This is a genomic window from Dickeya poaceiphila (assembly GCF_007858975.2).
GTDB lineage: Bacteria > Pseudomonadota > Gammaproteobacteria > Enterobacterales > Enterobacteriaceae > Dickeya > Dickeya poaceiphila.
This window is the reverse complement of the sequence record NZ_CP042220.2, coordinates 2,502,770-2,528,459: the sequence shown is the minus strand read 5'-3', so window position 1 is coordinate 2,528,459 and position 25,690 is coordinate 2,502,770. Positions and strand designations below refer to the sequence as shown.

The following is a 25,690-nucleotide window of genomic DNA, read 5'->3' as shown; positions in this document are numbered from 1 at the left end:
CGGTGTCACCCAACCGGTGCGACCGGGGGCGTGGCCATACCGGATAACGGGCGGCAGTATGGCACTGATAGCCGTGCTGTTGTCGTTGCTGGCGTTATTGCCGCTGGGCTTTGTGGTGGGTATCACCCTTGATACAGGCTGGGAAACGGTAAAAACGCTGGTGTTTCGGCCCCGTGTTGGAGAGCTGTTGCTCAATACCGTATTGCTGGTGGCGGTAACGCTGCCGCTCTGCACATTGTTTGGCGTGGCGCTGGCCTGGCTGACCGAGCGCACAACGCTGCCGGGTCGCCGTGTGTGGTCGTTATTGCTGACTGCGCCGCTGGCGGTGCCGGCGTTTGTCCAGAGTTACGCCTGGATCAGTCTGTTGCCCGGTATGCATGGCCTGGCGGCAGGCGTGTTCCTGTCGGTACTCGCTTATTTCCCGTTTATTTATCTGCCGGCGGCGGCGGTGCTGCGCCGGCTTGATCCCAGCCTGGAAGATGTGGCGACCTCGCTGGGTGCCAAACCCTGGCGCGTTTTTTTTCGCGTGGTGCTGCCGCAGTTGCGGCTGGCGGTATGGGGTGGGTCGTTGCTGATTGCGTTACATTTACTGGCGGAATACGGCCTGTACGCCATGATCCGCTTCGATACCTTCACCACCGCGATTTTCGAACAGTTTCAGTCTACTTTTAATGGTCTGGCGGCAAATATGCTGGCAGGCGTACTGGTGCTGTGTTGCCTGGGACTGCTGTTACTGGAAGCGTTGACCCGTGGACGGGCGCGCTATGCTCGTGTTGGTTCCGGCAGTGCCCGCAGTCAGACCCCGTGGCGGCTGTCGTCCCCGGCGGCGTTGATGTACGGATTATTGCCGCTGGCGTTAACCACGCTGGCGCTGGGTGTCCCGTTGGTGACGCTGGCCCGCTGGCTGTGGCTTGGCGGCATAGAGGTGTGGCGCAATAACGAGTTGTGGCCTGCGCTACGCCAGACATTGTGGCTGGGTGTCAGCGGTGCGGTGCTGGTTACGCTGTGCGCGTTTCCAATGGCCTGGCTGTCGGTGCGTTATCCGTCACGGTTGTATCGCCTGCTGGAAGGCTGTAACTACGTCACCAGCGCGTTGCCGGGCATTGTGGTCGCGCTGGCGCTGGTCACCGTGACCATTCATACCCTGCGGCCACTGTATCAGACTGAATTCACCTTGCTGCTGGCCTATGTGCTGATGTTTATGCCGCGTGCGCTTATCAACCTGCGCGCGGGTATTGCGCAGGCGCCGGTAGAGTTGGAGAACGTCGCGCGTAGTCTGGGCTGTTCGCCAGGCAAAGCGCTGTGGCGCATCACGCTGCGATTGGCCGCGCCGGGCGCCGCAGCCGGCGCGGCGCTGGTGTTTCTCGCCGTTACCAATGAATTGACCGCTACTTTGTTGCTGGCACCCAACGGCACCCGCACGCTGGCGACCGGTTTCTGGGCGCTGACCAGTGAAATCGACTATATGGCGGCTGCGCCTTACGCACTGATTATGGTGGTGCTGTCGCTTCCACTGACCTGGTTGCTCTATTCTCAATCGAAACGTACGGCAGGTTTATGAATACGCTTGAACTTTATGGCATCGGCAAATCTTTTAACGCCGTTACGGTGCTGGATGGCATCAACTTGCAGGTGGCAGCGGGTAGCCGTACCGCGATTGTCGGTCCCTCCGGTTCTGGTAAAACCACGTTGCTGCGTATCATCGCTGGTTTTGAAGCGCCGGATAAAGGCACCGTGCGTTTGCAAACACGCGTTGTGGCCGATGCGAATCAGTGGGTGCCTGCGCACCTGCGTGGTATCGGTTTTGTACCGCAGGATGGCGCACTGTTCCCGCACTTTACCGTGGCGCAGAATATCGGTTTCGGGCTTGAGGGCAGCAAGCAGGATAAGCAGCGGCGCATCGACGAACTGATGGCGATGGTGTCGCTGGACTCACGGCTGGCGGCGTTGTGGCCGCATGAACTGTCCGGCGGTCAGCAACAGCGGGTGGCGCTGGCGCGCGCGTTGTCGCAACGTCCGGCGTTAATGCTGCTGGATGAGCCGTTTTCCGCGCTGGATACCGGCCTGCGTGCCGCTACCCGTCAGGCGGTGTCGGCGCTGCTGGCGGAAGCGGGTGTGGCGTCAATTCTGGTCACCCACGATCAGGCTGAAGCGTTGTCGTTCGCCGACCAGGTGGCGGTGATGCGGCAGGGGCGGTTGGTGCAGGTCGGGTCGCCGCAGTCGCTGTATCTGCGTCCGGCGGATGAAGGTATTGCCGCGTTCCTCGGCGATACGCTGGTGTTGCCGGCGCAGCTCAATGGGGGTCGCGCCGCTTGTGTTCTGGGTGATGTGGCGGTGGATGATAATCAGTCTGCCGGCGGGGCGCGCATCATGCTGCGACCAGAGCAGATTCAGATAAGGCTGGCCGAACCATCCGGCACGCCGCAGGCGGTAGTAACGGCCATTGAGTTTGCCGGATTTGTATCCACACTGCGCCTGCGGATGACGAATAGCCAGCAGGAGATTGAGCTAAAAAGCGTCAGCCGGGAAGAGATCGTGGTTGGCTGCGGCGTCCATCTGGCGGTAGCAGGGCGAGCGCACCGGCTGGATTAAGCATTCCCCCCTTCTTAATCTGTGTCCGGCATGATGTCGGGCACGGTGATTCCTTTCGGTATTACGCGTTGCGTTGTTACGTCATGTAAAGAAATTGCGATAGCTGTTGAGGAAGCGTTACCCGTCGTGTGTAGCATTTTGTGTTAAGCTGAAAGGCAGGTGGGCATTAAGCCCGTTTGTTCCACTTACATGCAAAAGGTTGCATCATGGATCGATTTCCACGTTCTCATGGTTCCATTGTTCAGCAGGCTGGCGCAGGCCTGCAAACCTATATGGCGCAGGTCTATGGCTGGATGACCTGTGGCCTGTTGCTGACGGCGTTTGTTTCCTGGTACGCCGCCAACACCCCGGCGGTGTTGCAGATGGTGTTCTCCAGCAAAATTACCTTTTATGGACTGGTGATCGCCCAATTAGGGCTGGTGTTTGTGTTGTCCGGCATGGTGCACCGTCTGAGTGGCGGCGTTGCCACTACGCTGTTTATGCTTTACTCCGCGTTGACCGGCCTGACGTTGTCCAGCATTTTCATTGTCTACTCCGGTGAATCCATTGCCAGTACCTTTGTGATTACCGCCGGGATGTTCGGCGCGATGAGCTTGTACGGTTATGTCACTAAACGCGACCTGACCGGTCTTGGCAGTATGTTGTTTATGGCGTTGATTGGCATCCTGCTGGCAACGCTGGTGAATTTCTGGCTGAAAAGCGAAGGGTTACAACTTGCCATCACCTACATCGGCGTGCTGGTATTTGTCGGCCTGACCGCGTACGACACGCAGAAACTGAAAAACATCGGTGAAGAGCTGTCGGTTGATGATCGGGATAACTTCCGCAAGTACTCGATCATGGGCGCGTTGACGCTGTATCTCGACTTCATCAACCTGTTTCTGATGCTGCTGCGTTTATTGGGTAACCGCCGCTGAGTGTGATGATAATAAGTGATAAACGGAGCCAATTGGCTCCGTTTTTTTTGCTATTTCCTGTCGTTGTCATACATTGGCGTGCGCTCCACCTGGGTTAACTGTGGGCTGTGCGCCGGTAGCCAGCCGACCATCGATGGGAAACGTTTCAGGAAATGAAACACCACCATGCTTTTGAACACCTGCCAGTATGAGCGTTTCGGTAGTTGTGCGGGGTCAACCTGTACGCAATCTTCACGAATAAGCTGGTGCAGGTTGTCCTGCAATTGCTGGTTGAAGTCCCGGTCATTGATAAACAGATTGGCTTCCAGATTGAGCGCCAGACTGAGCGGGTCCAGGTTGCTGGAACCGACGGTAGACCCGTGTTCATCCTGTAATGCGACTTTGCCGTGCAGTGGCCGACGGCGGTATTCATAAATAGCTATCCCGGCGTTTATCAGCCACGGGTAGAGCAATCGAGCGCCTATCAGAACTATCGGCATATCCGGTTGCCCCTGGATGATAAGTCGTACCTGTACACCCCGGCGAGCAGCCTTGCGCATTGCCCACAATAACCGATAGCCGGGAAAGAAATAGGCATTGGCGATAATCACTTCACGTCTGGCTCGCCGTAGCATTTGCAGGTATTGACGTTCGATATCACGGCGGTGCAGGCCGTTGTCGCGCCAGACAAATAGCGCCTGTGCGTTGCCGGGGGGGATATTACGCGCCGGGCGGCGCAAACGTCGCCGCCACCAGATGCGCGGCTCCTCATCATGTGCCAGTGCCGCCAGTACAAAGCGGTTGATATCGTCCACCACCGGGCCACGCACTTTCACGGCGTAATCCTGCTTGGCCTCCGGGCCATAGTCGTTCAGGTGGTCAGCGGAATAATTGATGCCGCCTATCCAGGCGGTGTGACCATCCACCACCACGATCTTACGGTGCAGCCGCCGAAACAAATTGGTATTGGTACGCAGCAGGCCGAATAAAGAGGGGAGCGGATCGTAAAAATGGAAACGTACCCCGGCTTCCACCATCGGCGACAGAAAGTCGGGCGACAGGTCGCGTGAACCATAGCCGTCAGCGGTGGCATCTATGCTGACGCCGCGCTGTGCTGCTTCAATCAATACCTCTCGCAACGCGTAGCCAACGTTGTCTTCAAACCAGATAAAGGTTTCCAGCACTACCCGGCTGTGGGCCTGGCGGATAGCGTTAAACACGCTGGGATAGTATTCATCGCCATTCACCAGCAGTTCAATTTGATTGCCGTCGCGCCACTCGGTTTTCACAAATGAATCTCCACTGCCAGCGGCGCATGGTCAGACAGATGCGACCATGGCCTGGACGGCAGCATTTTCGGTACGCTGGTGCGGGCGTTGCGCACGTAGATGCGGTCAAGTCGTAACAATGGAAAACGTGCTGGAAAGGTACGCGGCGGTTTGCCGAAATGGCGGCTGAACACCTCTTCCAGACCAGCACGGCGTTTGAGCAGAGTGCTGGCCTTCATTTGCCAGTCATTGAAATCCCCGGCAACAATCAACGGCGCATCAGTGGGTAGCGTGGCCAGCAGGTCACACAAGAGCGCCAATTGCTGCCGCCGATGCGAGGCGGTCAGCCCCATGTGCACGCACACCACGTGAATATGCAAATCCCGGTTAGGGACTTTCAGCACACAATGCAGAATGGCGCGTCTTGCCTTTTCGGACACCGACACGTCCAGATTGCGATAGCTGAAAATCGGGAAATGCGACAGCACCGCGTTACCATGCTCGCCTTCCGGGTAGACAGCGTTACGCCCGTAGGCGTAATCGTTCCACATGGTTTCGGCCAGAAATTCGTAGTGCGGGGTATCCGGCCAGTGCTCCACCTGCAATGGGTGAGTGGAGTGGCGCCCCAGCACCTCCTGCAAACACACGATATCGGCGGAAACCGAACGTACGGCATCACGCAGCTCAGGCAGGATGAAACGGCGATTGAGTGCGCTGAACCCTTTGTGAGTATTGATGGTCAGCACAGTGAAAGAAAACCCTAATGACGGCTGCGAGACGGTATCCATTGTTTTCCCTCGTTCTCAGGTAGCTGAAATCAGTGTAGTCAGTGTTTGACAAGACGTCGTTGACGCCGGATACAGGTGGCGATGAAAAATTAGCCAATCTTGCGCCGAAACAGGGCGTAAGCCGTGCTGCCGGTGGTGGCGGTAATCGCCAGTAGCGGCCATATCCCACGCCAGATGACAGTCAGGCTGGCATTTTTCAGATAGATCTGTTTGGTTATGTCGGTGAAATGGCGCACGGGATTAACCCAGGTAAGCTGTTGCAGCCATAACGGCATGTTTTCGACGGGCGACACATAGCCGGAGAGCAGAATGGCGGGCATCACGAAGACAAATACGCCGATAAATGCCTGTTGCTGGGTGGCGCAGAACGCAGAAATCAGCAGCCCGAACCCCACCAGCGATAATCCATACACCAGCATACTGAGGTAAAACAGCAGTAACGAGCCGGAAAACGGAATACGGTAAGCAAGGATGCCGGCTGCCAGCACGATACTGGCCTGAACGGTGGCGACAATCAGCGCCGGGACCGCCTTGCCGATGAAGATTTGCCCGGTAGAAAGTGGTGAAACCAGCAACTGCTCCAGCGTCCCTTGTTCCCGTTCGCGCGCCACCGACAGCGCGGTGACGATCAATACGCCAATGGTGGTGATCAACGCCACCAGCGACGGCACCACAAACCATTTGTAGTCCAGATTCGGGTTGTACCAGTGGCGGATCACTAAGTCGCTCTGGTGCGTCAGTGTCGGGTCGTTTAGCTGTTCCTGCTGGTAATCCTGCACTATCTGCTGGATATAACGAGCGGCGATCTGGGCGCTGTTGGAGTGGCGCCCGTCAAGCAGAAGCTGGATGCGGGTCGGCGTGCCGCCAGCCAACTGACGGGAGAAATCGGGGGGAAAGCGCGCCAGCAGCAGCGCCCGTTGATTATCAATCGTGGGGGCGATGTCCTGTGGGCTATGCAGCATGATGACCCGCGAAAAAGCGCTGGCGCTGGCGAAACGCTCCGTTAGTTCCACCGAGGCGGGGCCATTGTCCTCGTTGTAAATAGCGAGTGTGGCGTCGGTGACGTCCAGTGTGGCGGCAAACGGGAACAGCAGTACCTGTAACAGCACCGGCAACACCAGAATGGCGCGCGTTTGCGGCTCGCGCAGCAATGACTGAAGCTCTTTGCGGATAAGCGTCCACAAGCGGTGTAACATACTTTTCTTCTCTCTCAGTATGCCGGCATCCGTTCGGCACTTCCCAACAACAGATTTCCCTGACCTAATCGAGCCGGCGAGGGGTTTTCCAGGCCGTCAGGCCAATGAAAAATACTGCGGACGTTATCAAAAACAGCAGGTTCATCAGCAATACGCTACCGATGTTCCCGGCCAGAAACAGCGTTTGCAGCGTGCTGACGAAATAGCGGGCGGGGATCAGGTACGACACCGCCTGCACCAGCACCGGCATACTGTGGATCTCAAAAATAAACCCGGACAACATCACCGCAGGCAGAAACGCGGCATTGAGCGCTACCATCGCCGCGTTGAACTGATTGCGGGTCAGGGTAGAAATCAGCAACCCCATGCCCAGCGTACTGGCGAGAAACAGGCTACTCAGGCCACACAGCAGCCATAGCGAACCACGATAAGGCACGCCCAGCACAAACACCGCCACCACCACACACAGCACCATGGCTATCATGCCCAGCACGTAATAAGGGAGCAATTTGGTGAGCAGCAGTTCGACACGGGTAACCTGGGTTGACAACAGTGCTTCCATGGTGCCCCGTTCCCACTCGCGGGCGATCACCAGCGAGGTCAGAATCGCGCCGATCACCGTCATGATGATGGTGATGGCGCCGGGGATGATGAAGTGTTGGCTGATGGCGGCGGCGTTGAACCAGTAGCGAGTCTGTACCTCAATCAGCGGTTGGTAGCGGCCACCATGGTCTTGCGCATACTGTTGCTGCCAGAGTTGCCACACTCCTTGCGCGTAGCCCTGTACGAACTGCGCGGTATTGGGTTCGCTGCCATCGGTAATGACCTGAATCGGTGCGCGGTCTTGCGGGTGTGCCAGCCGTCTGGCGAAATCAGCCGGGATGACGATCAGTCCGCGGATCTGCCCGGCCTGCATCCGTTCGATCAGCGCCGGTCGGTTATCGCTAAGGGTGACATCCATAAACGGCGATCCGGTAAAGGCGCGCGCCAGGCTGTCGGCTTCAGCGCTGTGCTGTTCCATCAGTATGCCGACATTCAGGCGGCTGGAGTCAAGGTTGATGCCATAACCGAAAATAAACAGCAGCAACAATGGGATGACAAACGCAATCAGCGCGCTACTGGGATCGCGCAGAATCTGACGGGTTTCCTTCAGACATAGCGCTCGCAGCCGTCGCCAGGAAAAACGCTGATCATCAATGTGTTGTGGCATCAGCCGTCTCCCGATCATACGCCTGTACCAGTGTGATAAACGCTTGCTCCATGGTCGGCTCCGGCGTGTCGTCACAGGCGGCCTGGCGCTTGAGGTCGTCCGGCGTACCGCTGGCGATGATCCGACCACGATACACCAGTCCGATGCGGTCGCAGTATTCGGCTTCGTCCATAAAGTGGGTCGTGACCATAACCGTGACGCCTTTGTCTACCATGCCGTTAATGTGCTGCCAGAACTCCCGACGGGTAAACGGGTCAACGCCGGAGGTGGGTTCGTCAAGAAACAGGATGTCCGGTTCGTGCATCAGCGCGCAGGCCAGCGCCAGCCGCTGGCGAAAACCGAGCGGTAGGGCATCCGGCGTCTGCTGGAAAATGGGATGAAAGTTGAACGCCTGCGCCATGCGGTTCACTTTATCTTGCTGGCGCTGACCACGCAGGCCGTAAACACCGGAAAAAAAGCGCAGGTTCTGTTCCACGGTCAGGTTGCCGTACAGCGAAAATTTCTGCGCCATGTAGCCAAGATGCTGGCGCGCCCGGCCAGAACGGGTTTTGAGATCCATATCCAGCACCAGCGCCTGACCGTCGGTTGGCGTCAGCAGGCCGCACATCATACGAAAGGTGGTGGATTTACCGGCACCGTTTGGCCCCAGCAGCCCGAAGATTTCACCACGACGGACCTGAAAGTTCACCCGGTCAGTGGCCGCGAAATCGCCGAACTTTTTTGTCAGGTTACGGGCTTCGATCACCGTTTCTCCGCAGTGAGTGTCGCGTTGCGGCAGGATAGCCGCCAGCGATGAAGTAGCGTCAGGGCCGCCACCCAGCAGGTCGATGAATGCATCTTCAAAACGCGGCGCGGTATTTTGTGCGCTTTCCGGCGGCAGGCCGAGGGTGTGCAGCAGGGTGTGTCGATCCGCCTGCGGTTTCAGAATCAGCCGCACATAGCGCCCCTGAATGACGCCGTCGCTCACCTGCGGTTGGCGCAGCGCCTGTTGCAGCAGGCGGCGATGATTGCTACCCGGCTGGTCGAGCAGAATACAACGGCCCGCCATTTGTTGCGTCAGGTCGGCGGGCGCGCCCCGATAGAGCACTTCCCCCTCGTTGAGCAGCAACACGTCGCGGCACTGTTCCGCCTCATCCAGATAGGAGGTGCTCCAGAGGATCAGCATACCGTCGTCTGCCAGTTCATGTACCATGCGCCATAACTCGCGGCGGGAAATGGGGTCAACGCCGACTCCCGGTTCATCCAGCAGCAGTACGCTGGGTTGCCCCAGCAGGGTACAGGCCAGCCCCAGCTTTTGTTTCATGCCGCCAGAGAGTTTGCCTGCCAGCCGGGTGGTGAAACGCGTGAGGTCGGTAAACTGCAACAGCCGATCAAAGGTAGTGCGCCGGGTGTCACCGGTGATGCCGCGCAGGTCGGCATACAGCGTCAGGTTTTCCATCACCGTAAGGTCTTCATACAGGCCAAATTTTTGCGGCATATAGCCAAGTCGCGCGTGTAACTGACGGTCATCGGCTATCGGGTCAAGCCCCAGCACCCGAAGGGTGCCTGCGCTCGGCGTCAGCAGTCCGGCCAGCATCCGCATCAAGGTGGTTTTGCCTGCGCCGTCCGGCCCTATCAGCCCGGTAACCGCACCGGCGCGAATTTCAGCGCTCAACTGCGCCAGCGCCGGTTTTGCCTGACCAGCGAAGCGTTTTTCCAGCGCATCAAGGCGAATCAATGGTGTGTCATCGGTCATGGAAAGCATTGTCCTGCGCCAGCGTGAGTGTCACCGGCATTCCCTGACGCAGACCATCGTCTGCATCGTTAACGATGATGCGTAACCGATAGACCAGATCGGTGCGTAACTCCGTGGTTTCGACGTTTTTGGGCGTAAATTCGGCGCTGGGCGATACAAAACCAATTTTGCCGTGATAGGGGCTATTCGGGCGGCTGTCGGTGTAAATCAGCACCTCGCGCCCCGGCGCGGCGCGGCCTAGCTGGGTTTCACTGACGTAGGCGCGAATCCAGACCGGTTGCGTTAACGACAGGGTAAATACGGTGCCGCCGGCGTTCAGCATGGTGCCGGCTTCAGCAGCACGCGTCAGGATCACGCCGGGAGAGGGCGCATACAGGCGCGTATCCTGCACATTTAGCTGAGCCTGCGCTTCGGCAGCTTGTGCTTGCGCCAGCGCGGCTTCGGCAGCGGCGATTTCCTGCGGGCGGTTACCGCGTTGATACTGGCTCAGTTTTTGCCGTGCTGCCTGCAACGCGGCTTGCGCCTGATTACGGGTAGATCGAGCGTCTTCCAGCGTATTGGTGGCAAGGGTGTGCTGTTTCCACAAGCCAAGCTGACGTTGGTAGAAACTGTTGGCGTAGTCGTAAGCGGCCTGTGCCTGTTCCAGTTGTGAATGCACCTGGGCGATTTCCTCGCTGCGGTAGCCTGCCTGCAACAGCGCCAGTTGTGCCTGTGCACTGGCAACATTGGCTTTCGCCTGTTGCAGCGCGTTTTGCAACGGTGCACTATCCAGCCTGGCTAACAGTTGTCCCGGCTGGATAACATCCCCTTCATCCACATTCAGACTTGCCAGTCGTCCGCCAACCCGGAACCCCAGATTGACGCTGCGGATATCTACATTGCCATACAGCGTCAACGGCATGGCCTGTTGATTCCGTTGTTTTATCAGGCCATAACCGGCGGCGGCGATAGCAATGACCACCAGCACCAGCCATAACCCTGTTTTCTTATTCATAGCGCTCCCGATATGCTCCTGCGTCCTGTTCGTGCCATTAATATCGTGATTGTCGATCCCACATAGACGATGGCATCGCTCTCGCTCTAAGAGTTAAGAATAATGCCTTGTTCAACAGATTGCCGCGTTCGACCTGAAAGTGGGAGGATTCTACGCAGATATCCGCTGGCGTTGTGATGGATGAATCCGCTGGTCTTAATCAGTAACTGCTTGATATACAAAAGCGCAGAACCATTTTGCGCACAATGCAGAGGATTAAATGTGATCGACAGATAAAAATTCCTTGGACAGGCGATTTTCTGTTATAATCGCGCGCAGTCATGCACCGTAGTTTGTGCCCATTCATCTGGAGTCAGCGTTGTGCGGTATATAGATGCCGACTCAGCGTTACTCCATCTGTCGTCACCCTAAAAACTGCACCGGTAGATATCGGGTAGGGTGAATCTGGAGTTGTTCTCGTTATGTCTTTTGAATCTCTCGGTCTGAGTGCCGATATTTTGCGCGCTGTGGAAGAGCAGGGCTATCGTGAGCCGACGCCGGTTCAGCGTCAGGCGATTCCGGTAGTGCTGGAAGGGCGCGACCTGATGGCCAGCGCCCAGACCGGAACCGGTAAAACCGCGGGTTTCACGCTGCCGTTGCTGCAATTGCTGAGTGAACGCCCTGTGATGGCGAAAGGCCGCCGTCCGGTACGGGCGTTGATCCTGACGCCAACCCGTGAACTGGCCGCACAGATCGGCGAAAACGTGCTGGCGTACAGCAAGTATCTGCGTCTGCGCTCGCTGGTGGTGTTCGGCGGCGTCAGCATTAATCCGCAGATGATGAAGCTGCGTGGCGGCGTCGATATTCTGATTGCCACGCCGGGTCGTCTGCTGGATTTGGAACACCAGAACGCGGTTGACTTGTCTCAGGTGGAAATTCTGGTGCTGGATGAAGCGGATCGCATGTTGGACATGGGCTTTATCCACGATATCCGTCGGGTACTGGCGAAGTTGCCGCCGAAACGGCAGAACCTGCTGTTTTCCGCTACGTTCTCTGATGAAATCAAAGAACTGGCCGGCAAGTTGCTTGATAACCCGGCTTCGGTGGAAGTGGTGCGCCGCAATACTCCGTCCGAGCTGGTGACCCAGCACGTGCACTTTGTGGACAAAAAACGCAAGCGCGAACTGTTGTCGCACCTGATTGGTAAACACAATTGGCAGCAGGTGCTGGTGTTTACCCGTACCAAGCACGGTGCCAACCATCTGGCGGAACAACTGAACAAAGACGGCATCACTGCCGCCGCTATCCACGGCAACAAGAGCCAGGGGGCGCGTACCCGTGCGCTGGCTAATTTCAAGGACGGCGAGATTCGGGTGCTGGTGGCGACCGATATCGCGGCTCGTGGATTGGATATCGACCAACTGCCGCATGTCGTGAACTATGAACTGCCGAATGTGCCGGAAGATTATGTGCACCGTATTGGCCGTACTGGTCGGGCGGCCTCTACCGGTGAGGCGTTGTCATTGGTATGCGTCGATGAGCATAAACTATTGCGCGACATCGAACGTCTGTTAAAGCGGGAAATCCCGCGTATTGCGATTGCGGGTTACGAACCGGACCCGACCATCAAGGCCGAACCGATCCAGAATGGCCGACAAGGTGGGCGTGGCAGTCGCGGCGGGGCGCCGCGTCAGGGCGAGCGACCGCAAAGTGAGCGTGCCGCCGGGCGTTCGCAGGGAGATCGTCCCCACCAGCCGCGCCGTGAGGGTGCCGCGCGTCCGACGGGCCGTCCGGAAGGACAACCCGCCCGTCGGCGAGCGCCGCGCAAACCAGCCAGTGGTCAGTAATATCCTACACTGCCGCTTTCGCCTCCGGTTGCCGCCGGGGGCGATAAAACATCACCGCGTTGCCTGCCAGAATCAGCAACAACCCCAGCACAGCGTTAGTCCGCCATACGTACCCTTCGTACAAGGTAGAAATAGAGAGCGCAACTAACGGTAAACACATTTTTTATCAGGTGAATATTCGTCCATAATTCCTGTGCTATGGCGGGAAAGTGTCACGGCGGGAAAGTGTTGACTTTCCCGTCCATTCTTTTGCCGGTCCCGGTTGCGTTGTGGCTCCCATTAACCGTTTATCCTGCCAACAGTTTCTTTCATCGACAGTTTCTCCCGCTGACAGTACCATTTACTTTTTTGCGATGAGTTGAGTTATGCGCGTTTTACTGGCCCCGATGGAAGGGGTGCTGGATGCTTTGGTGCGGGAATTACTCACCGAAGTGAATGATTACGATCTCTGCATCACCGAGTTTTTGCGGGTGGTGGATAGCCGTCTGCCGGTAAAAGCGTTCTATCGATTGTGCCCTGAATTGCGCCATGGCAGCCGTACACCGTCTGGCACGCGGGTGCGGGTGCAACTGCTCGGTCAGTACCCGCAATGGCTGGCGGAAAATGCCGCACGGGCGGTGGAGCTTGGGTCATGGGGCGTCGATCTCAACTGTGGCTGTCCATCCAAAATGGTGAACGGCAGCGGTGGCGGTGCTACGCTGCTCAAAGACCCTGACTTGATCTATCGGGCTGCCAAAGCGATGCGCGAAGCGGTGCCGTCATCGTTGCCGGTAACGGTAAAAGTGCGGCTGGGTTGGGACTCTGGTGATCGCCAGTTCGAGATTGCCGACGCCGTACAGCAGGCAGGAGCCAGCGAGTTGGTGGTGCATGGGCGTACCAAGGAAGAGGGGTACCGGGCAGAGCGCATCAACTGGGCGGCGATTGGCGAGATCCGCAAACGCCTGCGTATTCCCGTTATCGCCAACGGAGAAATCTGGGACTGGCAAAGCGCACAGGATTGCATGGCCGTGACCGGTTGCGATGCGGTGATGATTGGCCGCGGCGCGCTCAATGTGCCCAACCTGAGTAGGGTCATCAAATATCGTGAAGCGCGTATGCCGTGGGCAGAGGTGGTGCAATTGCTACAGAAATACGTGCGGCTGGAAAAGCAAGGCGACACCGGCTTGTATCACGTAGCACGCATCAAGCAGTGGCTGGGTTATCTGCGCAAGGAGTATGACGACGCCAGCGAGCTGTTCAGCCGGATTCGAGCGTTGACGACCTCCGCCGATATTGCACGAGTTATTGATGATATCGGATGAAAGGATTGCAGATAACGTGCGGTGCCATAGCGAGTGTCGCAATCTGAGGAGGGTTATCTGCATCGTACGGTGATGATAATCTATTCGTAACGACCTGTTCATGAAAAGAAAACTTACAACAATGTACTCATCTGATCAGCAAAATGGCAGTCAGTGGATTGAATTATTATGCTTTCGTATCTATACCTGATCATCGAAAAAAATAATTTGTAATAATGCCCTGATGAAATAGAGGGAATGTTGGTGTAAAACGCTGCATTCCATTTCAACATGCTGAACGCACATCCAACATGTTGAACGCACACTGTGCTATTGTTTTTTGCTGCTCATTTCAGCACAACATACAAATAAAGGCTGGCGTAGTCCGCGCGTTGTTATCCAGACGATAGACAAGGTGCAGTAGGGGTAGCCGAGAATCACTCGTTGTGCGGCTAACTACCTGAGTATAAATGGTTAGTATGATAATAGTGCTGTAATGATAAATATAACATGGCCTGATCGTCTGTTTTGTATGTATTCGCCAAATAATGAGACGTGTCAGAGAAAACCGATAAGCGGAGAAAAAAAGTGCACGAGCATTTCAGAGGGAAATATGAAGTTGAGTTGAAATTTCGTATTCAGGATATTGTCGCTTTTCGTGAAAATTTATTCAGTCACCATCCTGAGTCGTTTGTATTCGAAAACAAGGAACACGACATTTATTATGACTCGGCAGAAAAGACGCTGTGGCAACAAAATATCAGTATGGTATTACGCCGTATGGCTCCATCAGGGATCAAACTGTGGATCGTGAAAGGGCCACGTATGGGGCGCTGCGAGGCCGTCAACGTTGAATCGTTCGACATGACCGACAGTATGCTGAGAACGCTCGGATTTCTGCCGATCTTCGAGGTGAATAAAACCCGCAGCATCTATTTTCTTGAGCGATTCCACATCACGCTGGATTATATCGAGTCATTAGGGCATTTCGTTGAAATTTCCTGCATGACAGAGGAAGAAGCGGAGCTGGATATTCTGAGCGAGCACTGTCAGGGGTGTGCCTTGCGGCTCGGATTGCACATGGACAGCATTGAAACCCGATCCTATCGTCAACTGTTGGGATATTAGGCGGTGGCGTCTATTACCGCATCATGCTAACTGCCTGATGGTTAACTGACGGAGGGGTTGTCGAAATACCATGAGCATCAATGTGAGACAACCGCCGCCAGTTTGGATGAGCGGTTGTTAAACTTTGTCACAAAGCTTTTAGGCGGACGGAGTGCACGCTATCCACAGGCGCATTATAATGCCTCGTTGTTTTTTCAGTTAACAGTACACTGTTTAAGCTATTGAATAATGAATAAAAAATTTCGGCTTTCCGTTGTAAGCCTGTTGTTGCTCTCAGCGCCTGTCTGCTTTGCGCCACACGCTGCGGCCAAAACCCCTGTAGCACAACATGTACCATCCCGCCAGGAGATTGCATCCGGCAGCGCGATGGTGGTGGATTTACGTAATAACGACGTGCTCTATTCCAGCAATCCGGATGTGGTCGTGCCGATTGCCTCGGTCACCAAACTGATGACCGCCATGGTCGTGCTGGATGCTAACCAGCCTCTGGACGAGCTGATCTCCGTTGATATCAGCCAGACTAAAGAGATGAGAGGAGTGTATTCTCGCGTGCGTCTGGGAAGTGAAATCAGTCGTCACGATATGCTGCTGCTGGCGTTGATGTCGTCAGAAAACCGGGCGGCAGCCAGCCTCGCGCATCACTACCGCGGCGGATATCAGGCGTTTATCGCGGCGATGAACGCGAAAGCCAAAGCGCTGGGTATGACGCATACGCATTATGTGGAGCCGACCGGGCTGTCTACCAGCAACGTCTCTACTGCGCGCGACCTGACTAAATTGCTGATTGCCTCCAAACAGTATCCGTTGCTGAGTCAGCTCAGCACGTCGCAGGAGAAAACCGCAGTCTTTACCCACCCGTCTTACAGTCTGCCGTTTCGCAATACCAACCATCTGATCTATCGGTCGGACTGGAACATCCAGTTGACCAAAACCGGCTTTACCAATCAGGCCGGCCACTGTCTGGTGATGCGTACCGTAATCAATGGCCGACCTGTGTCGCTGGTGGTGCTGGATGCGTTTGGTAAATTCACCCATTTCGCCGATGCCAATCGCCTGCGTAACTGGCTGGAAACCGGTAAGATCAGCCCAGTGCCGGCAGCAGCGCTGAGCTACAAGAAACAGAGGTCGCTGGCGTCGCGTCAGCCGCACGGCAACAGCGCTGCTGTCGCCGAAGCGGACGAATAACTGAGAGTACGGGCGGTGTTACGGCGCTGCCCGCCAGTCCTGAACCATCTGGCCTGATGCCGCGATTTCTTCTTCATGGCCAGGCTCACGCCAGGTTTCTGCCAGCGCCTGCTGATACCAGAGTTGCATCGCCGGATGGGCCAGCAGGTGACTGACATAATGCGCAGCGTCGCCGGTGAGCGGCAGTGCGTAAGTTTGCGCACGAAACACCACCGGAGCGAAAAATGCGTCTACTGCACTGAACTGTGCACCGGCCAGAAACGGCCCGCCAAACCGCTCTATGCCTTCCTGCCACAACTGATTCAGCCTGTCGATATCGCCCTGTAATGCAGCAGTGATGGTGTGGAGTTTCACCCGCACGCCGCAACTCATGGAGCACTGGTTACGCAGCGCACTAAAGCCAGAATGCATTTCCGCCGCCGCACTGCGCGCCCAGGCGCGTGCAGCTTTGTCTTGTGGCCAGACTGACGGGTGATCTTCCGCCAGATACTCAGTAATGGACAGCGAATCCCATACAGTGATGTCACCATCGATAAGACAAGGCACTTTGCCGGTCGGTGAGAAGGTTTTGAACGCTGCCTGAACCGGAGTGGGTGCAAAGGGGGTCAGAATTTCTTCAAACGGAATATCCAGTGCTTTAAGTAAAATCCAGGGGCGCAGTGACCAGGACGAGTAGTTTTTATTGGCGATGTGTAGCTGATACATGTCTTCCTCCATGGTGATATAGCAGTCATTTTATTATCTGGATATATCATGAAATCAGTGATATGCACCAGTTGATTGGTCAGTAAAGCCGTTCAGGTCAGCAGCACCTGGCCGCATGTCGCTTGTAACGCAGTGAGATCGGCGTTATTGCGACTGGCGCTGTCGCTAATCAATATGTCGATATCAGCAGGGGAGGCGTAAATAACACGGCTGGTGATGCCAATCTTGCTGTGGTCCGCCAACATGATGCGCTGTCTGGAGCTGCGCGACATCGCCCCGGCAATCGCTGCTTCATGGTGGGAGAAACTGCTGGCGCCGGACTGACTGGCGATACCGACCGGCGATAGCAGGGCGACATCGGCGCGGTAGCGCTGGATTTCCGTCACCGTCAGTGCGCCGCTGGTGGCCTGTGACGCCGCGCCCATGTGGCCGCCGAGCAGGATGACGTCATGCGGTGAATACGCCTCGGTTTCGGCGGCGGTGAGTTTCAGCGCCACATTCAGGCTGTTGGTGATAATGGTCATGCCGGGAAGCCGCAGCAGTTCGCCAGCCAGCAGAGCGGTGGTGCTGCCAGCATCGATAAACAGCGTTTGACCCGCTTTCAATTGTTGTGCTGCCAGTTGGGCGATTGCCAGCTTCTCTTGTTCCCGCACTGTGTTGCGAACTGACAACGGCGGCTCCGGCTCGGCGCCGATTGCCACAATGCCGCCGTGCACCCGGCGCAGCACGCCTTGTGCTTCCAGTTTGAGTACATCGCGCCGTACGGTTTCCCGCGATACCCCCAAATGCTGAATGATGTGTTCGGTACTCACCCGGTTGAGGGACGACAGTAGCAAACGGATACGGTGCAGACGGGTTTCTTCAAGCATCAGCGGGCATTCTCTCGGTCAGCGCAATAGTCGTCGCCATTATAACGGCAAGGCGGCGCACGATCAGGTTCAACAATGAGTGGATTCTTTGTGTATTTTTGTGCTTTTAAGCATAACAGGTATGGCAAGCCTGGCAAGCGGGGGGATGGGAAATGCAGGAAAATGCCTGTTCGATATAATTTATTGTTTTTATTTTGTTTTCATGGTGGTGTTTTTGTGAGCTGGCTCGCCGTTATGATATGCTTTCTTGGTGGTTTTTACGTCACTAAATAGTGCGTATTTTTGTATTTGTGTATTTTGTTGCTTTTGGTGTAGGGTAGTGTTTATCAGGCGGCGGCGCAGAGCCGACAGCCATCATACGCTGGGCACATTACATTTAATCTGGAGTCATCATGGCGACACGTTCAACCATTATGGATACCAACAGCTTCCGGGCGGAACATGCGGCGGCACTGACCGACGATATCCGCACGCTGACGGAAAAACGCGGCAGGATATTGGGCGATTCTTACCGGCTTTTCTACCGTAACCCGGTACATCTGGTGCGCGGCGAGAAGCAATACCTGTGGGACGCGGCAGGTAACCAGTATCTGGATGTGTACAACAACGTCGCCAGCATTGGTCATTGCCACCCGGCGGTGATTGAGGCGGTGCACGCGCAGATGTGCCAGCTCAATACCCATACCCGCTACCTGCATGACCGCATTCTGGATTACACCGAAGACCTGCTGACGCTGGTGCCAAAAGACATCACCAAAGCGATGTACATGTGTACCGGCTCTGAAGCCAACGATCTGGCGATTCGCGTAGCGCGTGCTTACAGTGGCGGCACCGGGATTATCGTCACCCGCGAGGCGTACCACGGCACCAGCGAACTGACTTCCGGCGCGTCGCCTGCGCTGGGCAGCGGTCAGCCGATTGCCGCGACCACCCGTCTGGTGCCAGCGCCGGATCGTTATCGTGTCGATGCTCCGGATCTGGGCGTCTGGTTTGCTGGGGAAATCCAGAAGCAGATCGATGACATGGCTGCCCACGGCATCAAATTTGCGGGTTTTCTTGCCGACTCGATTTTCTCTTCCGATGGCGTACTGCCGGGACCGGCGGGTTATTTGCAGGCCGCTATCGAGGTGGTGCACGCCAATGGCGGCATCTTCATTGCCGATGAAGTGCAGCCGGGCTTTGCCCGCACCGGCGACGCCTTCTGGGGCTTTGCCCGTCACGACATCGTGCCGGACATTATCACCATGGGTAAGCCGATGGGTAATGGCATCCCGGTATCGGCGCTGCTGGCGAAACCTGAAGTGCTGGCCGCATTTAGCGATGACATTCCCTATTTCAATACCTTTGGCGGCAACCCGGTGTCGATGGCAGCGGCACAGGCGGTGCTGACGGTGATTCGTGAAGAGAAACTGCAGGAGCACAGCAAGGTTGTTGGCGCCCGGTTGCTGAAAGAACTGGCTGGGTTGGCGGATCGTCATGCCTGTGTGGGCGACGTTCGCGGCGCCGGGTTGTTTATCGGTTTCGAACTGGTCAGCGACCGTGACGACAAAACGCCGGACAAAACACGGGCGCTGAACGTCATCGAACAGCTGCGTGAGCAGCGCGTGTTGACCTCGGTGGCTGGTCCGCATGGGAATGTTCTGAAACTGCGTCCGACGCTGGCGTTTCAGGCACATGATATCGACTGGCTGGTCGGTGCGCTGGATCAGGCACTGAGCGCTACCGCTTCCTGACGATTGCAACCGATAGCACAGGCTTGTGGTTTACCGGATAGCGAGTTGTTTGATAGGTGTGTGATTCCTCTCCAGCCCTTGTGCTGCATCACACCGTGAGTGGGAAAATACGTGATATCCGTTTTTCCGCTCACGGTTTTGTGGCACATTAGCCGCCTTGTCAATCACACTCATCGGGCAGACTGTCGCTTTCTGAACCGACAACTGCTAAGGGAACTCGCAATAACAATGAAACGGTTTACTTCACTGGCGCTCGCGGTCGGCCTGGCCTGTAGCCCGCTATGGGCGCAGACGCCCGGTGCGGTGTTACAAAAAAGTCTGTCGCAACAGACGTCACCGCAGGTAACACCCGCCGGGCAGCAGCGCGATGCCTTCGTTAACGACTTGATGAAGAAAATGACGCTGGATGAAAAGATTGGCCAGCTTCGTTTGATCAGCGTCGGCCCGGATAATCCGAAACACGCCATCCGTGAAATGATTCGCAACGGTCAGGTCGGCGGCATTTTCAACACCGTTACCCGACATGATATCCGCGTGATGCAGGATCAGGTGATGCAACTCAGCCGCCTGAAAATTCCACTGTTTTTCGCCTATGACGTCGTGCACGGCCAGCGTACCGTATTCCCTATTGGATTAGGGCTGGCTTCCAGCTGGGACATGAGCGCTGTGGAGCTGTCATCGAGAATTGCCGCGTATGAAGCGACCGAAGATGGCCTGAACATGACCTGGGCGCCTATGGTGGATATCACCCGTGATCCGCGATGGGGCCGTGTCTCCGAAGGTTTTGGCGAAGATACCTATCTGACCAGTGAAATCGCCCGTGTCACGGTAAAAGGTTTTCAGGGTGATGACCTGGCTGGTCGCCACTCGCTGATGACCAGCGTGAAACATTATGCGTTGTACGGCGCGGCGGAAGGCGGGCGAGACTACAACACCGTCGATATGAGTCCGCAACGCATGTTCCAGGATTACATGCCGCCCTACAAAGCCGCGATTGATGCAGGCAGTTATGGCGTGATGGTGTCGCTCAACTCCATCAACGGCGTACCGGCTACCTCAAACCGCTGGTTGTTGAGAGACGTGCTGCGTGACCAGTGGCATTTCAAAGGCATTACTATCAGTGATCACGGCGCTATTAAAGAGCTTATCAAGCACGGTGTGGCGGCGGACCCCAGCGATGCATCGCGCATTGCGGTGCAGTCCGGCATCGACATGAGCATGAGCGACGAGTATTTCGTGCGTTATCTGCCGGAGCTGGTCAAGCGCGGCGTGGTCAGTATGAAAAATATTGATGATGCCTGCCGCCAGGTACTGAACATGAAATATGACATGGGCCTGTTCCAGGACCCGTATCGTCACCTTGGCCCGGTGGGTTCCGACCCGATTGACACCAATGCCGAGAGTCGTCTGCACCGCGAAGAAGCGCGTGACGTAGCGCGCCGCAGTCTGGTGTTGTTGAAAAACCGCCTTGATATTCTGCCGTTGAAAAAATCCGGCGCTATCGCGGTGGTGGGACCGCTGGCCGACAGCAAACGTGACATTATCGGCAGTTGGTCCGCCGCAGGGCGCCCGGCACAGGCGGTCACCGTGTATGAAGGCATCCGTAAAGCCGTTGGGTATAATGCGCGGGTTTACTACGCTAAAGGCTCGAACGTCACCAACCATCCGGGGTTGATCAAATTCCTGAACGAGTATGATGAGTCGGTTGTGATTGATCCTCGCTCGCCGCAGGCGATGATTGACGAAGCGGTGGACGTGGCGAAGAAATCCGACGTGGTGGTAGCGGTAGTGGGCGAATCCCAGGGGATGGCGCACGAAGCCTCCAGCCGTGCCAAAATCACGATTCCGCCGGAGCAGAAAGCGTTGATTGCTGCGCTGAAAGCCACCGGCAAGCCGCTGGTGCTGGTGCTGATGAATGGCCGTCCACTCGACCTGAGTCGTGAAGATCAGCAGGCGAACGCGATACTGGAAACCTGGTTCAGCGGTACTGAAGGCGGTAACGCCATCGCCGATGTGCTGTTTGGCGATTATAACCCGTCCGGTAAGCTGCCGATGACCTTCCCGCGCTCGGTAGGTCAGATCCCGATGTACTACAACCACCTGCCGACCGGTCGTCCGTATTCGGCGGATGCGCCCAACAAATACACCTCGCATTATTTCGACGAGGCCAACGGCCCGCTGTATCCGTTTGGTTACGGTCTGAGTTACACCACCTTTACGGTGTCGGACGTGAAACTCTCCAGCCCGACGATGAAGCGCAACGGCAGCATTAGCGCCTCGGTAACGGTCACCAACACCGGTAAACGCGCCGGCGAAACCGTAGCGCAGCTGTATCTGCATGATGTGGTGGCGTCGGTCAGTCGTCCGGTGAAAGAACTGCGTGGCTTCCAGAAGGTGATGCTGATGCCGGGTGAAAGCCGCACCGTGACCTTTACTCTGTCGCCGCAGGATCTGATGTTCTACAACGCACAGATGCAGCAGGTGGTGGAGCCGGGCAAGTTTGATGTGATGATTGGGCTGGATTCTCAGCGCGTGAAAACCGGCAGCTTTACCTTGCTGTAACGCGTTGCTGTAGATAAATAAACCGTGGCCCCTGAGGTGTTGTTCCCAGGGGCCTGACAGGAAAACCGGCTGTGCCGTAACAGGTAGCCGGAACTGGCCGGTTTGCCGTTAGCCGCCGTGCACGATAATGATATACCCCACCAGCATCACGCCGCCAATGCCGCCTAATGCGCAGAGCGCAAACAGGCTGACAACCCCCAGTTTTTTAATATTCATCCGGTTATCCTTTTGTTCCGTTCCTGTAATGGTCAGGTTCCGGCGATTATAGAGTCTCTGTCATCGGATACAAGCCAGCCGAGCCGCCGCTGTCAGCGTCAAGGTGCCAACGCATAAGGTAAAGTGACAACGTCACAATTATGGTGGCTGACGTTGCCGCCAGTCTGTGGGACAATACCGGCCAGATTGAACCACAGTGAGACGGCATGACCCTTACCCCCGCGTTAAAGCAGCAGATTGGCGAATGGTATAAAGCGCTGCAACAGCAGATTCCCGATTTTGTTTCCCGTGCGCCACAGCGCCAGATGATCGCCGAAGTGGCGAAAGCGCTGGCAGGCGACTATCCGCGTCATCTGGTGATCGAAGCGCCGACGGGCGTAGGTAAAACCCTTTCCTATCTGATTCCCGGCATCGCTGTTGGGCGAGCAGAGCTGAAAACGCTGGTGATCAGCACCGCCAACGTGGCGTTGCAGGACCAGATCTTTAATAAAGATTTGCCATTGCTGCGCCAGTTTATTCCTGAACTGAAATTCACTGCGGCGTTTGGCCGTGGGCGCTATGTTTGTCCGCGCAATCTGGCGGCGATGGCGACCGAAGCATCGGCGCAGGGCGATTTGATGCTGTTTATGGATGATCACCTGCCATCGAGCCGTGAAGAGCAAACCACCAGCGCCCGGCTACAGCAGGCGCTGCAAAGCTATGCCTGGGACGGGCTGCGCGATCACTGTCAGGAGTCAGTCAGCGATGCGCTGTGGCAGCGTCTGAGCACCGACAAGGCCAACTGTCTGGGGCGTAACTGCCATTATTACCGCGAATGCCCGTTTTTTCTGGCCCGTCGGGAAATTGAAGACGCCGATGTGGTGGTGACCAACCACGCGCTGGTGATGGCAGCGATGGAGAGCGATTCGGTACTGCCGCAGGCCAAAAACATGCTGCTGGTGCTGGATGAAGGCCACCACGTGCCGGATGTAGCGCGCGACGCGCTGGAGATGTCCGGCGAGGTGACGGTCAACGCGGTGCAACATCAGATGGATCAATTGATTCAGCAGGTGGGATTGTGTCTGGCGCAGTTTCCGCCCAAATCGCCGCCGCGACTGATGCAGCCCGACCGACTGGGCGATCACTGCGGCGAGGTTCGGGAACAGTTGCAACTGTTCGAGCGCCTGAGCAGCCTGTTTTTGCCGCCTGCCCAGCCGGACGCCGATTACCGTTTCCCGATGGGGGAACTGCCGGAAGAGATGCGTGAGTGCTGTAACCGGTTATGCAAACTGGCTGATAGCCTGCGTGGGCTGGCGGAATACCTGCTCAATGATTTGGCGGAGAAAACCGGCAAGCATGATGTGGTCAAGCTGCATCAGGCGATGTTGCGCATCAGCCGCCTGAACGGTTACTGGGACGCGCAGAGCAAACTATGGCGGCTGGCAGCGCTGGAGAAATCCTCTAACGCGCCGGTGTCGAAATGGCTGCTGCGGGAGAGGCGCGATAATCAGCTGCATCTCTATTTTCACTGCGCCGGTATCCGCGTATGCGACCAGTTGGACCGGTTGCTGTGGCGCAATCTGTCGCACGTGGTGGTCACCTCGGCGACGCTGCGCTCGCTTAACAGCTTCTCCCGCCTGAAAGAGCTGTCCGGGCTGGATGAAGAGGAGGGCGATACGTTTATCGCGCTGGATTCACCGTTCAATCACCGCGAGCAGGGCAAGCTGGTGATCCCGCGTATGCGCCATGAACCGCTGATCGCGCATGAAGCTCAACATATCGCCGAGATGGCGCGGTTTTTCCGCGCCGAATTGCAGCGGGATGTCCACAAAGGCATGTTGATGCTGTTCGCCAGTCAACGGGCGATGCAACAATTTCTGACCGAAGTGCCGGATCTGCGGTTGATGCTGCTGGTGCAGGGCGATCAGCCGCGCTACCGGCTGGTGGAATTGCACCGTCAGCGGGTGCAGCAAGGGCAGACCAGCGTGTTGATCGGCCTGCAATCCTTCGCGGAAGGATTAGATCTCAAGGGTGAGCTGCTGTCGCAGGTGCATATCCACAAGATTGCGTTTCCGCCGGTAGACAGCCCGCTTGTCCTCACTGAAGGCGAGTGGCTGAAAAGCCTCAAGCGTCATCCGTTTGTAGTGCAAAGCTTGCCGAGCGCCTCATTTAGCCTGATTCAACAGGTTGGCCGGTTGATTCGTAGCCATGATTGTTTTGGTGAAATCGTCATCTACGACCGCCGCTTGCTGACCAAAAGCTACGGCGCCCAGTTGCTGGCCGCGTTACCTGTATTTCCTATCGAACAGCGCGCCATGCCGGACGGTGAGTAGCGAACTGTGTACGTCAGGTTATCTGCACCCCCAACAGCAAACGGTAACGGTTGATGGAGTTTCGCTGCCGCGCCGTTTCCGCAGCGGCAGCGGCGTTTTCACACTTCCCCTGTGACCAATTCATGCTATGTTTCCAGACAAATTATCCTTTTATGACGGGCGTTATCAGTTCGCCCGGTTTATGAACACTGCTTAACCGTTGCCTTATCAATGAGAGCACATCATGGATTACACCCGAATCATTAAAGAGGTTGGCCGCGGCAAAAATCATGCGCGCGATCTGGAGCAGGACACGGCTTATCAACTGTATGCTCAAATACTGCATGATCAGGTGCCTGAGCTGGAACTGGGCGGGTTGTTGATCGCATTTCGCATTAAGGGCGAGTCCGAAGCGGAAATGCGTGGTTTCTATCAGGCGATGAGCGAACAGACCTTGCATCTGCGCGCCCCGGCTGGCAGCCCGATGCCGGTAGTCATTCCCAGCTATAACGGCGCTCGCAAACAGGCCAACCTGACACCATTACTGGCGCTGTTGCTGCATCGGCTGGGGTTGCCGGTGGTGGTGCACGGCGTGAGCCACGATCCAACCCGTGTAACCAGCGAGTCGATTTTTCGTGAACTGGGCATTACGCCGGTGGAGCAGGCGCAGGAAGCGCAGCAGCGGCTTGATCAAGGCGAACCGATATTCATACCGGTGTCGCTGCTGTGCCCCGCCATTGAGCGTCAGTTAGATCTGCGCTGGCGCATGGGGGTGCGCAACAGCGCCCATACACTGGCCAAGCTGGCCACGCCGTTTGGCGACGCCGAGGCATTGCGGTTGGCGAGCGTGTCGCATCCGGAATATATCGGGCGGGTCGGCAGATTCTTTCAGGATATTGATGGTCGTGCGTTGCTGATGCACGGCACCGAAGGCGAGGTCTATGCTAACCCGCAGCGCTGCCCGGAAATACATTTCATCCGTGAACAGCGTCAGGACATGCTGCAAGTGCGTCAGGATATCGCGGTAGCGAGCGGCGCGCTGCCGTCAGTGAAGGATGCCGTCACTACCGCCCGTTGGACGCAGGCTTGTCTGGCAGGCGAACAGCCGATACCACAGGCGATTCGCCTGCAACTGGCGTGCTGTCTGGTCGGAACGGGTGAAGCGGCCTCAATGGAACAGGCTGCTTCAATGATACGAAAACGACTGGGTTGATCA

The 25,690-nt window shown here is 56.6% G+C and carries 20 protein-coding genes and 1 pseudogene; 11 read left to right on the top strand and 10 right to left on the bottom strand.

Features of this window, described 5'->3' with window-relative positions; genetic code table 11:
• Window positions 1-58: 58 nt before the first annotated feature.
• The 3 genes from Dpoa569_RS11210 (at window position 59) to Dpoa569_RS11200 (ending at window position 3,509) form a co-directional block, all read left to right on the top strand.
• On the top strand, window positions 59-1,561 hold the full coding sequence (locus Dpoa569_RS11210; RefSeq protein WP_227983212.1) for an ABC transporter permease: 1,503 nt from the start codon (window positions 59-61) through the stop codon (window positions 1,559-1,561).
• The gene (locus tag Dpoa569_RS11205; protein ID WP_042869999.1) at window positions 1,558-2,592 is read left to right on the top strand and encodes an ABC transporter ATP-binding protein; all 1,035 of its coding nucleotides are present in this window, start codon (window positions 1,558-1,560) and stop codon (window positions 2,590-2,592) included. Before Dpoa569_RS11210 ends, Dpoa569_RS11205 begins: the two co-directional genes overlap by 4 nt.
• Window positions 2,593-2,798: 206 nt before the next feature.
• Window positions 2,799-3,509: a Bax inhibitor-1/YccA family protein gene (locus Dpoa569_RS11200; RefSeq protein ID WP_042870001.1), complete on the top strand. Its 711-nt coding sequence runs from the start codon at window positions 2,799-2,801 to the stop codon at window positions 3,507-3,509.
• Window positions 3,510-3,559: 50 nt separating this feature from the next.
• On the opposite strand, the gene clsB is transcribed toward Dpoa569_RS11200, so the two are convergent.
• The 6 genes from clsB to hlyD all read right to left on the bottom strand — a co-directional run bounded on the left by clsB (window position 3,560) and on the right by hlyD (window position 10,679).
• The gene (gene clsB / locus Dpoa569_RS11195; RefSeq protein WP_146411350.1) at window positions 3,560-4,777 is read right to left on the bottom strand and encodes a cardiolipin synthase ClsB; all 1,218 of its coding nucleotides are present in this window, start codon (window positions 4,775-4,777) and stop codon (window positions 3,560-3,562) included.
• Window positions 4,774-5,544: an endonuclease/exonuclease/phosphatase family protein gene (locus tag Dpoa569_RS11190; protein ID WP_042870003.1), complete on the bottom strand. Its 771-nt coding sequence runs from the start codon at window positions 5,542-5,544 to the stop codon at window positions 4,774-4,776. The genes clsB and Dpoa569_RS11190 overlap by 4 nt, the downstream gene beginning before the upstream one ends.
• Before the next feature lie 89 nt (window positions 5,545-5,633).
• Window positions 5,634-6,740: an ABC transporter permease gene (locus tag Dpoa569_RS11185; RefSeq protein WP_146411347.1), complete on the bottom strand. Its 1,107-nt coding sequence runs from the start codon at window positions 6,738-6,740 to the stop codon at window positions 5,634-5,636.
• Window positions 6,741-6,804: 64 nt separating this feature from the next.
• A complete protein-coding gene (locus tag Dpoa569_RS11180; protein ID WP_042870005.1) occupies window positions 6,805-7,950 on the bottom strand; it encodes an ABC transporter permease in 1,146 nt (381 codons plus the stop codon).
• Entirely contained in the window at window positions 7,934-9,685 is a 1,752-nt protein-coding gene (locus Dpoa569_RS11175) for an ATP-binding cassette domain-containing protein (RefSeq protein WP_042870006.1), read from the bottom strand. The genes Dpoa569_RS11180 and Dpoa569_RS11175 overlap by 17 nt, the downstream gene beginning before the upstream one ends.
• A complete protein-coding gene (gene hlyD, locus Dpoa569_RS11170; protein WP_042870009.1) occupies window positions 9,675-10,679 on the bottom strand; it encodes a secretion protein HlyD in 1,005 nt (334 codons plus the stop codon). Before hlyD ends, Dpoa569_RS11175 begins: the two co-directional genes overlap by 11 nt.
• 461 nt (window positions 10,680-11,140) lie before the next feature.
• Here hlyD and rhlE point away from each other — a divergent pair, with 461 nt between their 5' ends.
• Window positions 11,141-12,505, top strand: coding sequence for an ATP-dependent RNA helicase RhlE (gene rhlE / locus Dpoa569_RS11165; RefSeq protein ID WP_042870011.1), 1,365 nt, complete (start codon window positions 11,141-11,143; stop codon window positions 12,503-12,505).
• 4 nt (window positions 12,506-12,509) lie between these two features.
• Here the strand turns inward: rhlE and Dpoa569_RS11160 are convergent.
• Window positions 12,510-12,665: pseudogene (locus tag Dpoa569_RS11160) on the bottom strand (DMT family transporter); the annotation flags it as partial.
• Between the two features lie 205 nt (window positions 12,666-12,870).
• Between Dpoa569_RS11160 and dusC the strand changes: the two are divergent.
• The 3 genes from dusC (at window position 12,871) to pbpG (ending at window position 16,098) form a co-directional block, all read left to right on the top strand.
• Window positions 12,871-13,806 (top strand): tRNA dihydrouridine(16) synthase DusC, encoded by a 936-nt coding sequence (dusC, locus tag Dpoa569_RS11155; RefSeq protein ID WP_042870013.1) that lies wholly within the window; start codon window positions 12,871-12,873, stop codon window positions 13,804-13,806.
• 567 nt (window positions 13,807-14,373) lie between these two features.
• Entirely contained in the window at window positions 14,374-14,913 is a 540-nt protein-coding gene (gene cyaB / locus Dpoa569_RS11150) for a class IV adenylate cyclase (RefSeq protein WP_042870016.1), read from the top strand.
• Window positions 14,914-15,141: 228 nt separating this feature from the next.
• A complete protein-coding gene (gene pbpG, locus Dpoa569_RS11145) occupies window positions 15,142-16,098 on the top strand; it encodes a D-alanyl-D-alanine endopeptidase (protein WP_042870018.1) in 957 nt (318 codons plus the stop codon).
• Window positions 16,099-16,116: 18 nt separating this feature from the next.
• On the opposite strand, the gene Dpoa569_RS11140 is transcribed toward pbpG, so the two are convergent.
• Window positions 16,117-16,803, bottom strand: a complete 687-nt coding sequence (locus Dpoa569_RS11140) for a glutathione S-transferase family protein (protein WP_042870020.1) — start codon at window positions 16,801-16,803, stop codon at window positions 16,117-16,119.
• A 92-nt stretch (window positions 16,804-16,895) separates the two neighbouring features.
• Window positions 16,896-17,672 carry a DeoR/GlpR family DNA-binding transcription regulator gene (locus Dpoa569_RS11135; RefSeq protein WP_042870022.1) on the bottom strand — a complete coding sequence of 259 codons (777 nt, stop codon included), beginning with the start codon at window positions 17,670-17,672 and terminating at the stop codon, window positions 16,896-16,898.
• A 392-nt stretch (window positions 17,673-18,064) separates the two neighbouring features.
• Between Dpoa569_RS11135 and Dpoa569_RS11130 the strand changes: the two genes are divergently transcribed.
• Complete coding sequence (locus Dpoa569_RS11130; protein ID WP_042870023.1) at window positions 18,065-19,405, top strand: aspartate aminotransferase family protein; 1,341 nt, start codon at window positions 18,065-18,067, stop codon at window positions 19,403-19,405.
• A 228-nt stretch (window positions 19,406-19,633) separates the two neighbouring features.
• Window positions 19,634-21,967 (top strand): beta-glucosidase BglX, encoded by a 2,334-nt coding sequence (gene bglX / locus Dpoa569_RS11125; RefSeq protein ID WP_146411344.1) that lies wholly within the window; start codon window positions 19,634-19,636, stop codon window positions 21,965-21,967.
• A 108-nt stretch (window positions 21,968-22,075) separates the two neighbouring features.
• Here bglX and Dpoa569_RS19615 read toward each other — a convergent pair whose 3' ends face one another.
• Window positions 22,076-22,183, bottom strand: a complete 108-nt coding sequence (locus Dpoa569_RS19615) for a membrane protein (protein WP_012770198.1) — start codon at window positions 22,181-22,183, stop codon at window positions 22,076-22,078.
• A gap of 206 nt (window positions 22,184-22,389) precedes the next feature.
• On the opposite strand from Dpoa569_RS19615, the gene dinG reads away from it, so the two are divergent.
• Together dinG and ybiB are read left to right on the top strand one after the other, a co-directional pair.
• Window positions 22,390-24,495 (top strand): ATP-dependent DNA helicase DinG, encoded by a 2,106-nt coding sequence (gene dinG, locus Dpoa569_RS11120; RefSeq protein WP_042870026.1) that lies wholly within the window; start codon window positions 22,390-22,392, stop codon window positions 24,493-24,495.
• Between the two features lie 223 nt (window positions 24,496-24,718).
• Window positions 24,719-25,687, top strand: a complete 969-nt coding sequence (gene ybiB / locus Dpoa569_RS11115) for a DNA-binding protein YbiB (protein ID WP_146411341.1) — start codon at window positions 24,719-24,721, stop codon at window positions 25,685-25,687.
• The last annotated feature ends 3 nt before the right edge of the window (window positions 25,688-25,690 follow it).

What these genes read in the sequence shown, in the direction of transcription:
- Dpoa569_RS11130 (WP_042870023.1), top strand. Translation starts at nt 18,065, where the DNA reads ATGGCGACACGTTCAACCATTATGGATACCAACAGCTTCCGGGCGGAA.
- rhlE (WP_042870011.1), top strand. Translation starts at nt 11,141, where the DNA reads ATGTCTTTTGAATCTCTCGGTCTGAGTGCCGATATTTTGCGCGCTGTG.
- Dpoa569_RS11185 (WP_146411347.1), bottom strand. Translation starts at nt 6,740, where the DNA reads ATGTTACACCGCTTGTGGACGCTTATCCGCAAAGAGCTTCAGTCATTG.
- dusC (WP_042870013.1), top strand. Translation starts at nt 12,871, where the DNA reads ATGCGCGTTTTACTGGCCCCGATGGAAGGGGTGCTGGATGCTTTGGTG.
- bglX (WP_146411344.1), top strand. Translation starts at nt 19,634, where the DNA reads ATGAAACGGTTTACTTCACTGGCGCTCGCGGTCGGCCTGGCCTGTAGC.
- Dpoa569_RS11205 (WP_042869999.1), top strand. Translation starts at nt 1,558, where the DNA reads ATGAATACGCTTGAACTTTATGGCATCGGCAAATCTTTTAACGCCGTT.
- Dpoa569_RS11210 (WP_227983212.1), top strand. Translation starts at nt 59, where the DNA reads ATGGCACTGATAGCCGTGCTGTTGTCGTTGCTGGCGTTATTGCCGCTG.
- Dpoa569_RS11180 (WP_042870005.1), bottom strand. Translation starts at nt 7,950, where the DNA reads ATGCCACAACACATTGATGATCAGCGTTTTTCCTGGCGACGGCTGCGA.
- hlyD (WP_042870009.1), bottom strand. Translation starts at nt 10,679, where the DNA reads ATGAATAAGAAAACAGGGTTATGGCTGGTGCTGGTGGTCATTGCTATC.
- Dpoa569_RS11190 (WP_042870003.1), bottom strand. Translation starts at nt 5,544, where the DNA reads ATGGATACCGTCTCGCAGCCGTCATTAGGGTTTTCTTTCACTGTGCTG.
- pbpG (WP_042870018.1), top strand. Translation starts at nt 15,142, where the DNA reads ATGAATAAAAAATTTCGGCTTTCCGTTGTAAGCCTGTTGTTGCTCTCA.
- ybiB (WP_146411341.1), top strand. Translation starts at nt 24,719, where the DNA reads ATGGATTACACCCGAATCATTAAAGAGGTTGGCCGCGGCAAAAATCAT.
- Dpoa569_RS11140 (WP_042870020.1), bottom strand. Translation starts at nt 16,803, where the DNA reads ATGTATCAGCTACACATCGCCAATAAAAACTACTCGTCCTGGTCACTG.
- Dpoa569_RS11135 (WP_042870022.1), bottom strand. Translation starts at nt 17,672, where the DNA reads ATGCTTGAAGAAACCCGTCTGCACCGTATCCGTTTGCTACTGTCGTCC.
- Dpoa569_RS11200 (WP_042870001.1), top strand. Translation starts at nt 2,799, where the DNA reads ATGGATCGATTTCCACGTTCTCATGGTTCCATTGTTCAGCAGGCTGGC.
- Dpoa569_RS19615 (WP_012770198.1), bottom strand. Translation starts at nt 22,183, where the DNA reads ATGAATATTAAAAAACTGGGGGTTGTCAGCCTGTTTGCGCTCTGCGCA.
- dinG (WP_042870026.1), top strand. Translation starts at nt 22,390, where the DNA reads ATGACCCTTACCCCCGCGTTAAAGCAGCAGATTGGCGAATGGTATAAA.
- Dpoa569_RS11175 (WP_042870006.1), bottom strand. Translation starts at nt 9,685, where the DNA reads ATGACCGATGACACACCATTGATTCGCCTTGATGCGCTGGAAAAACGC.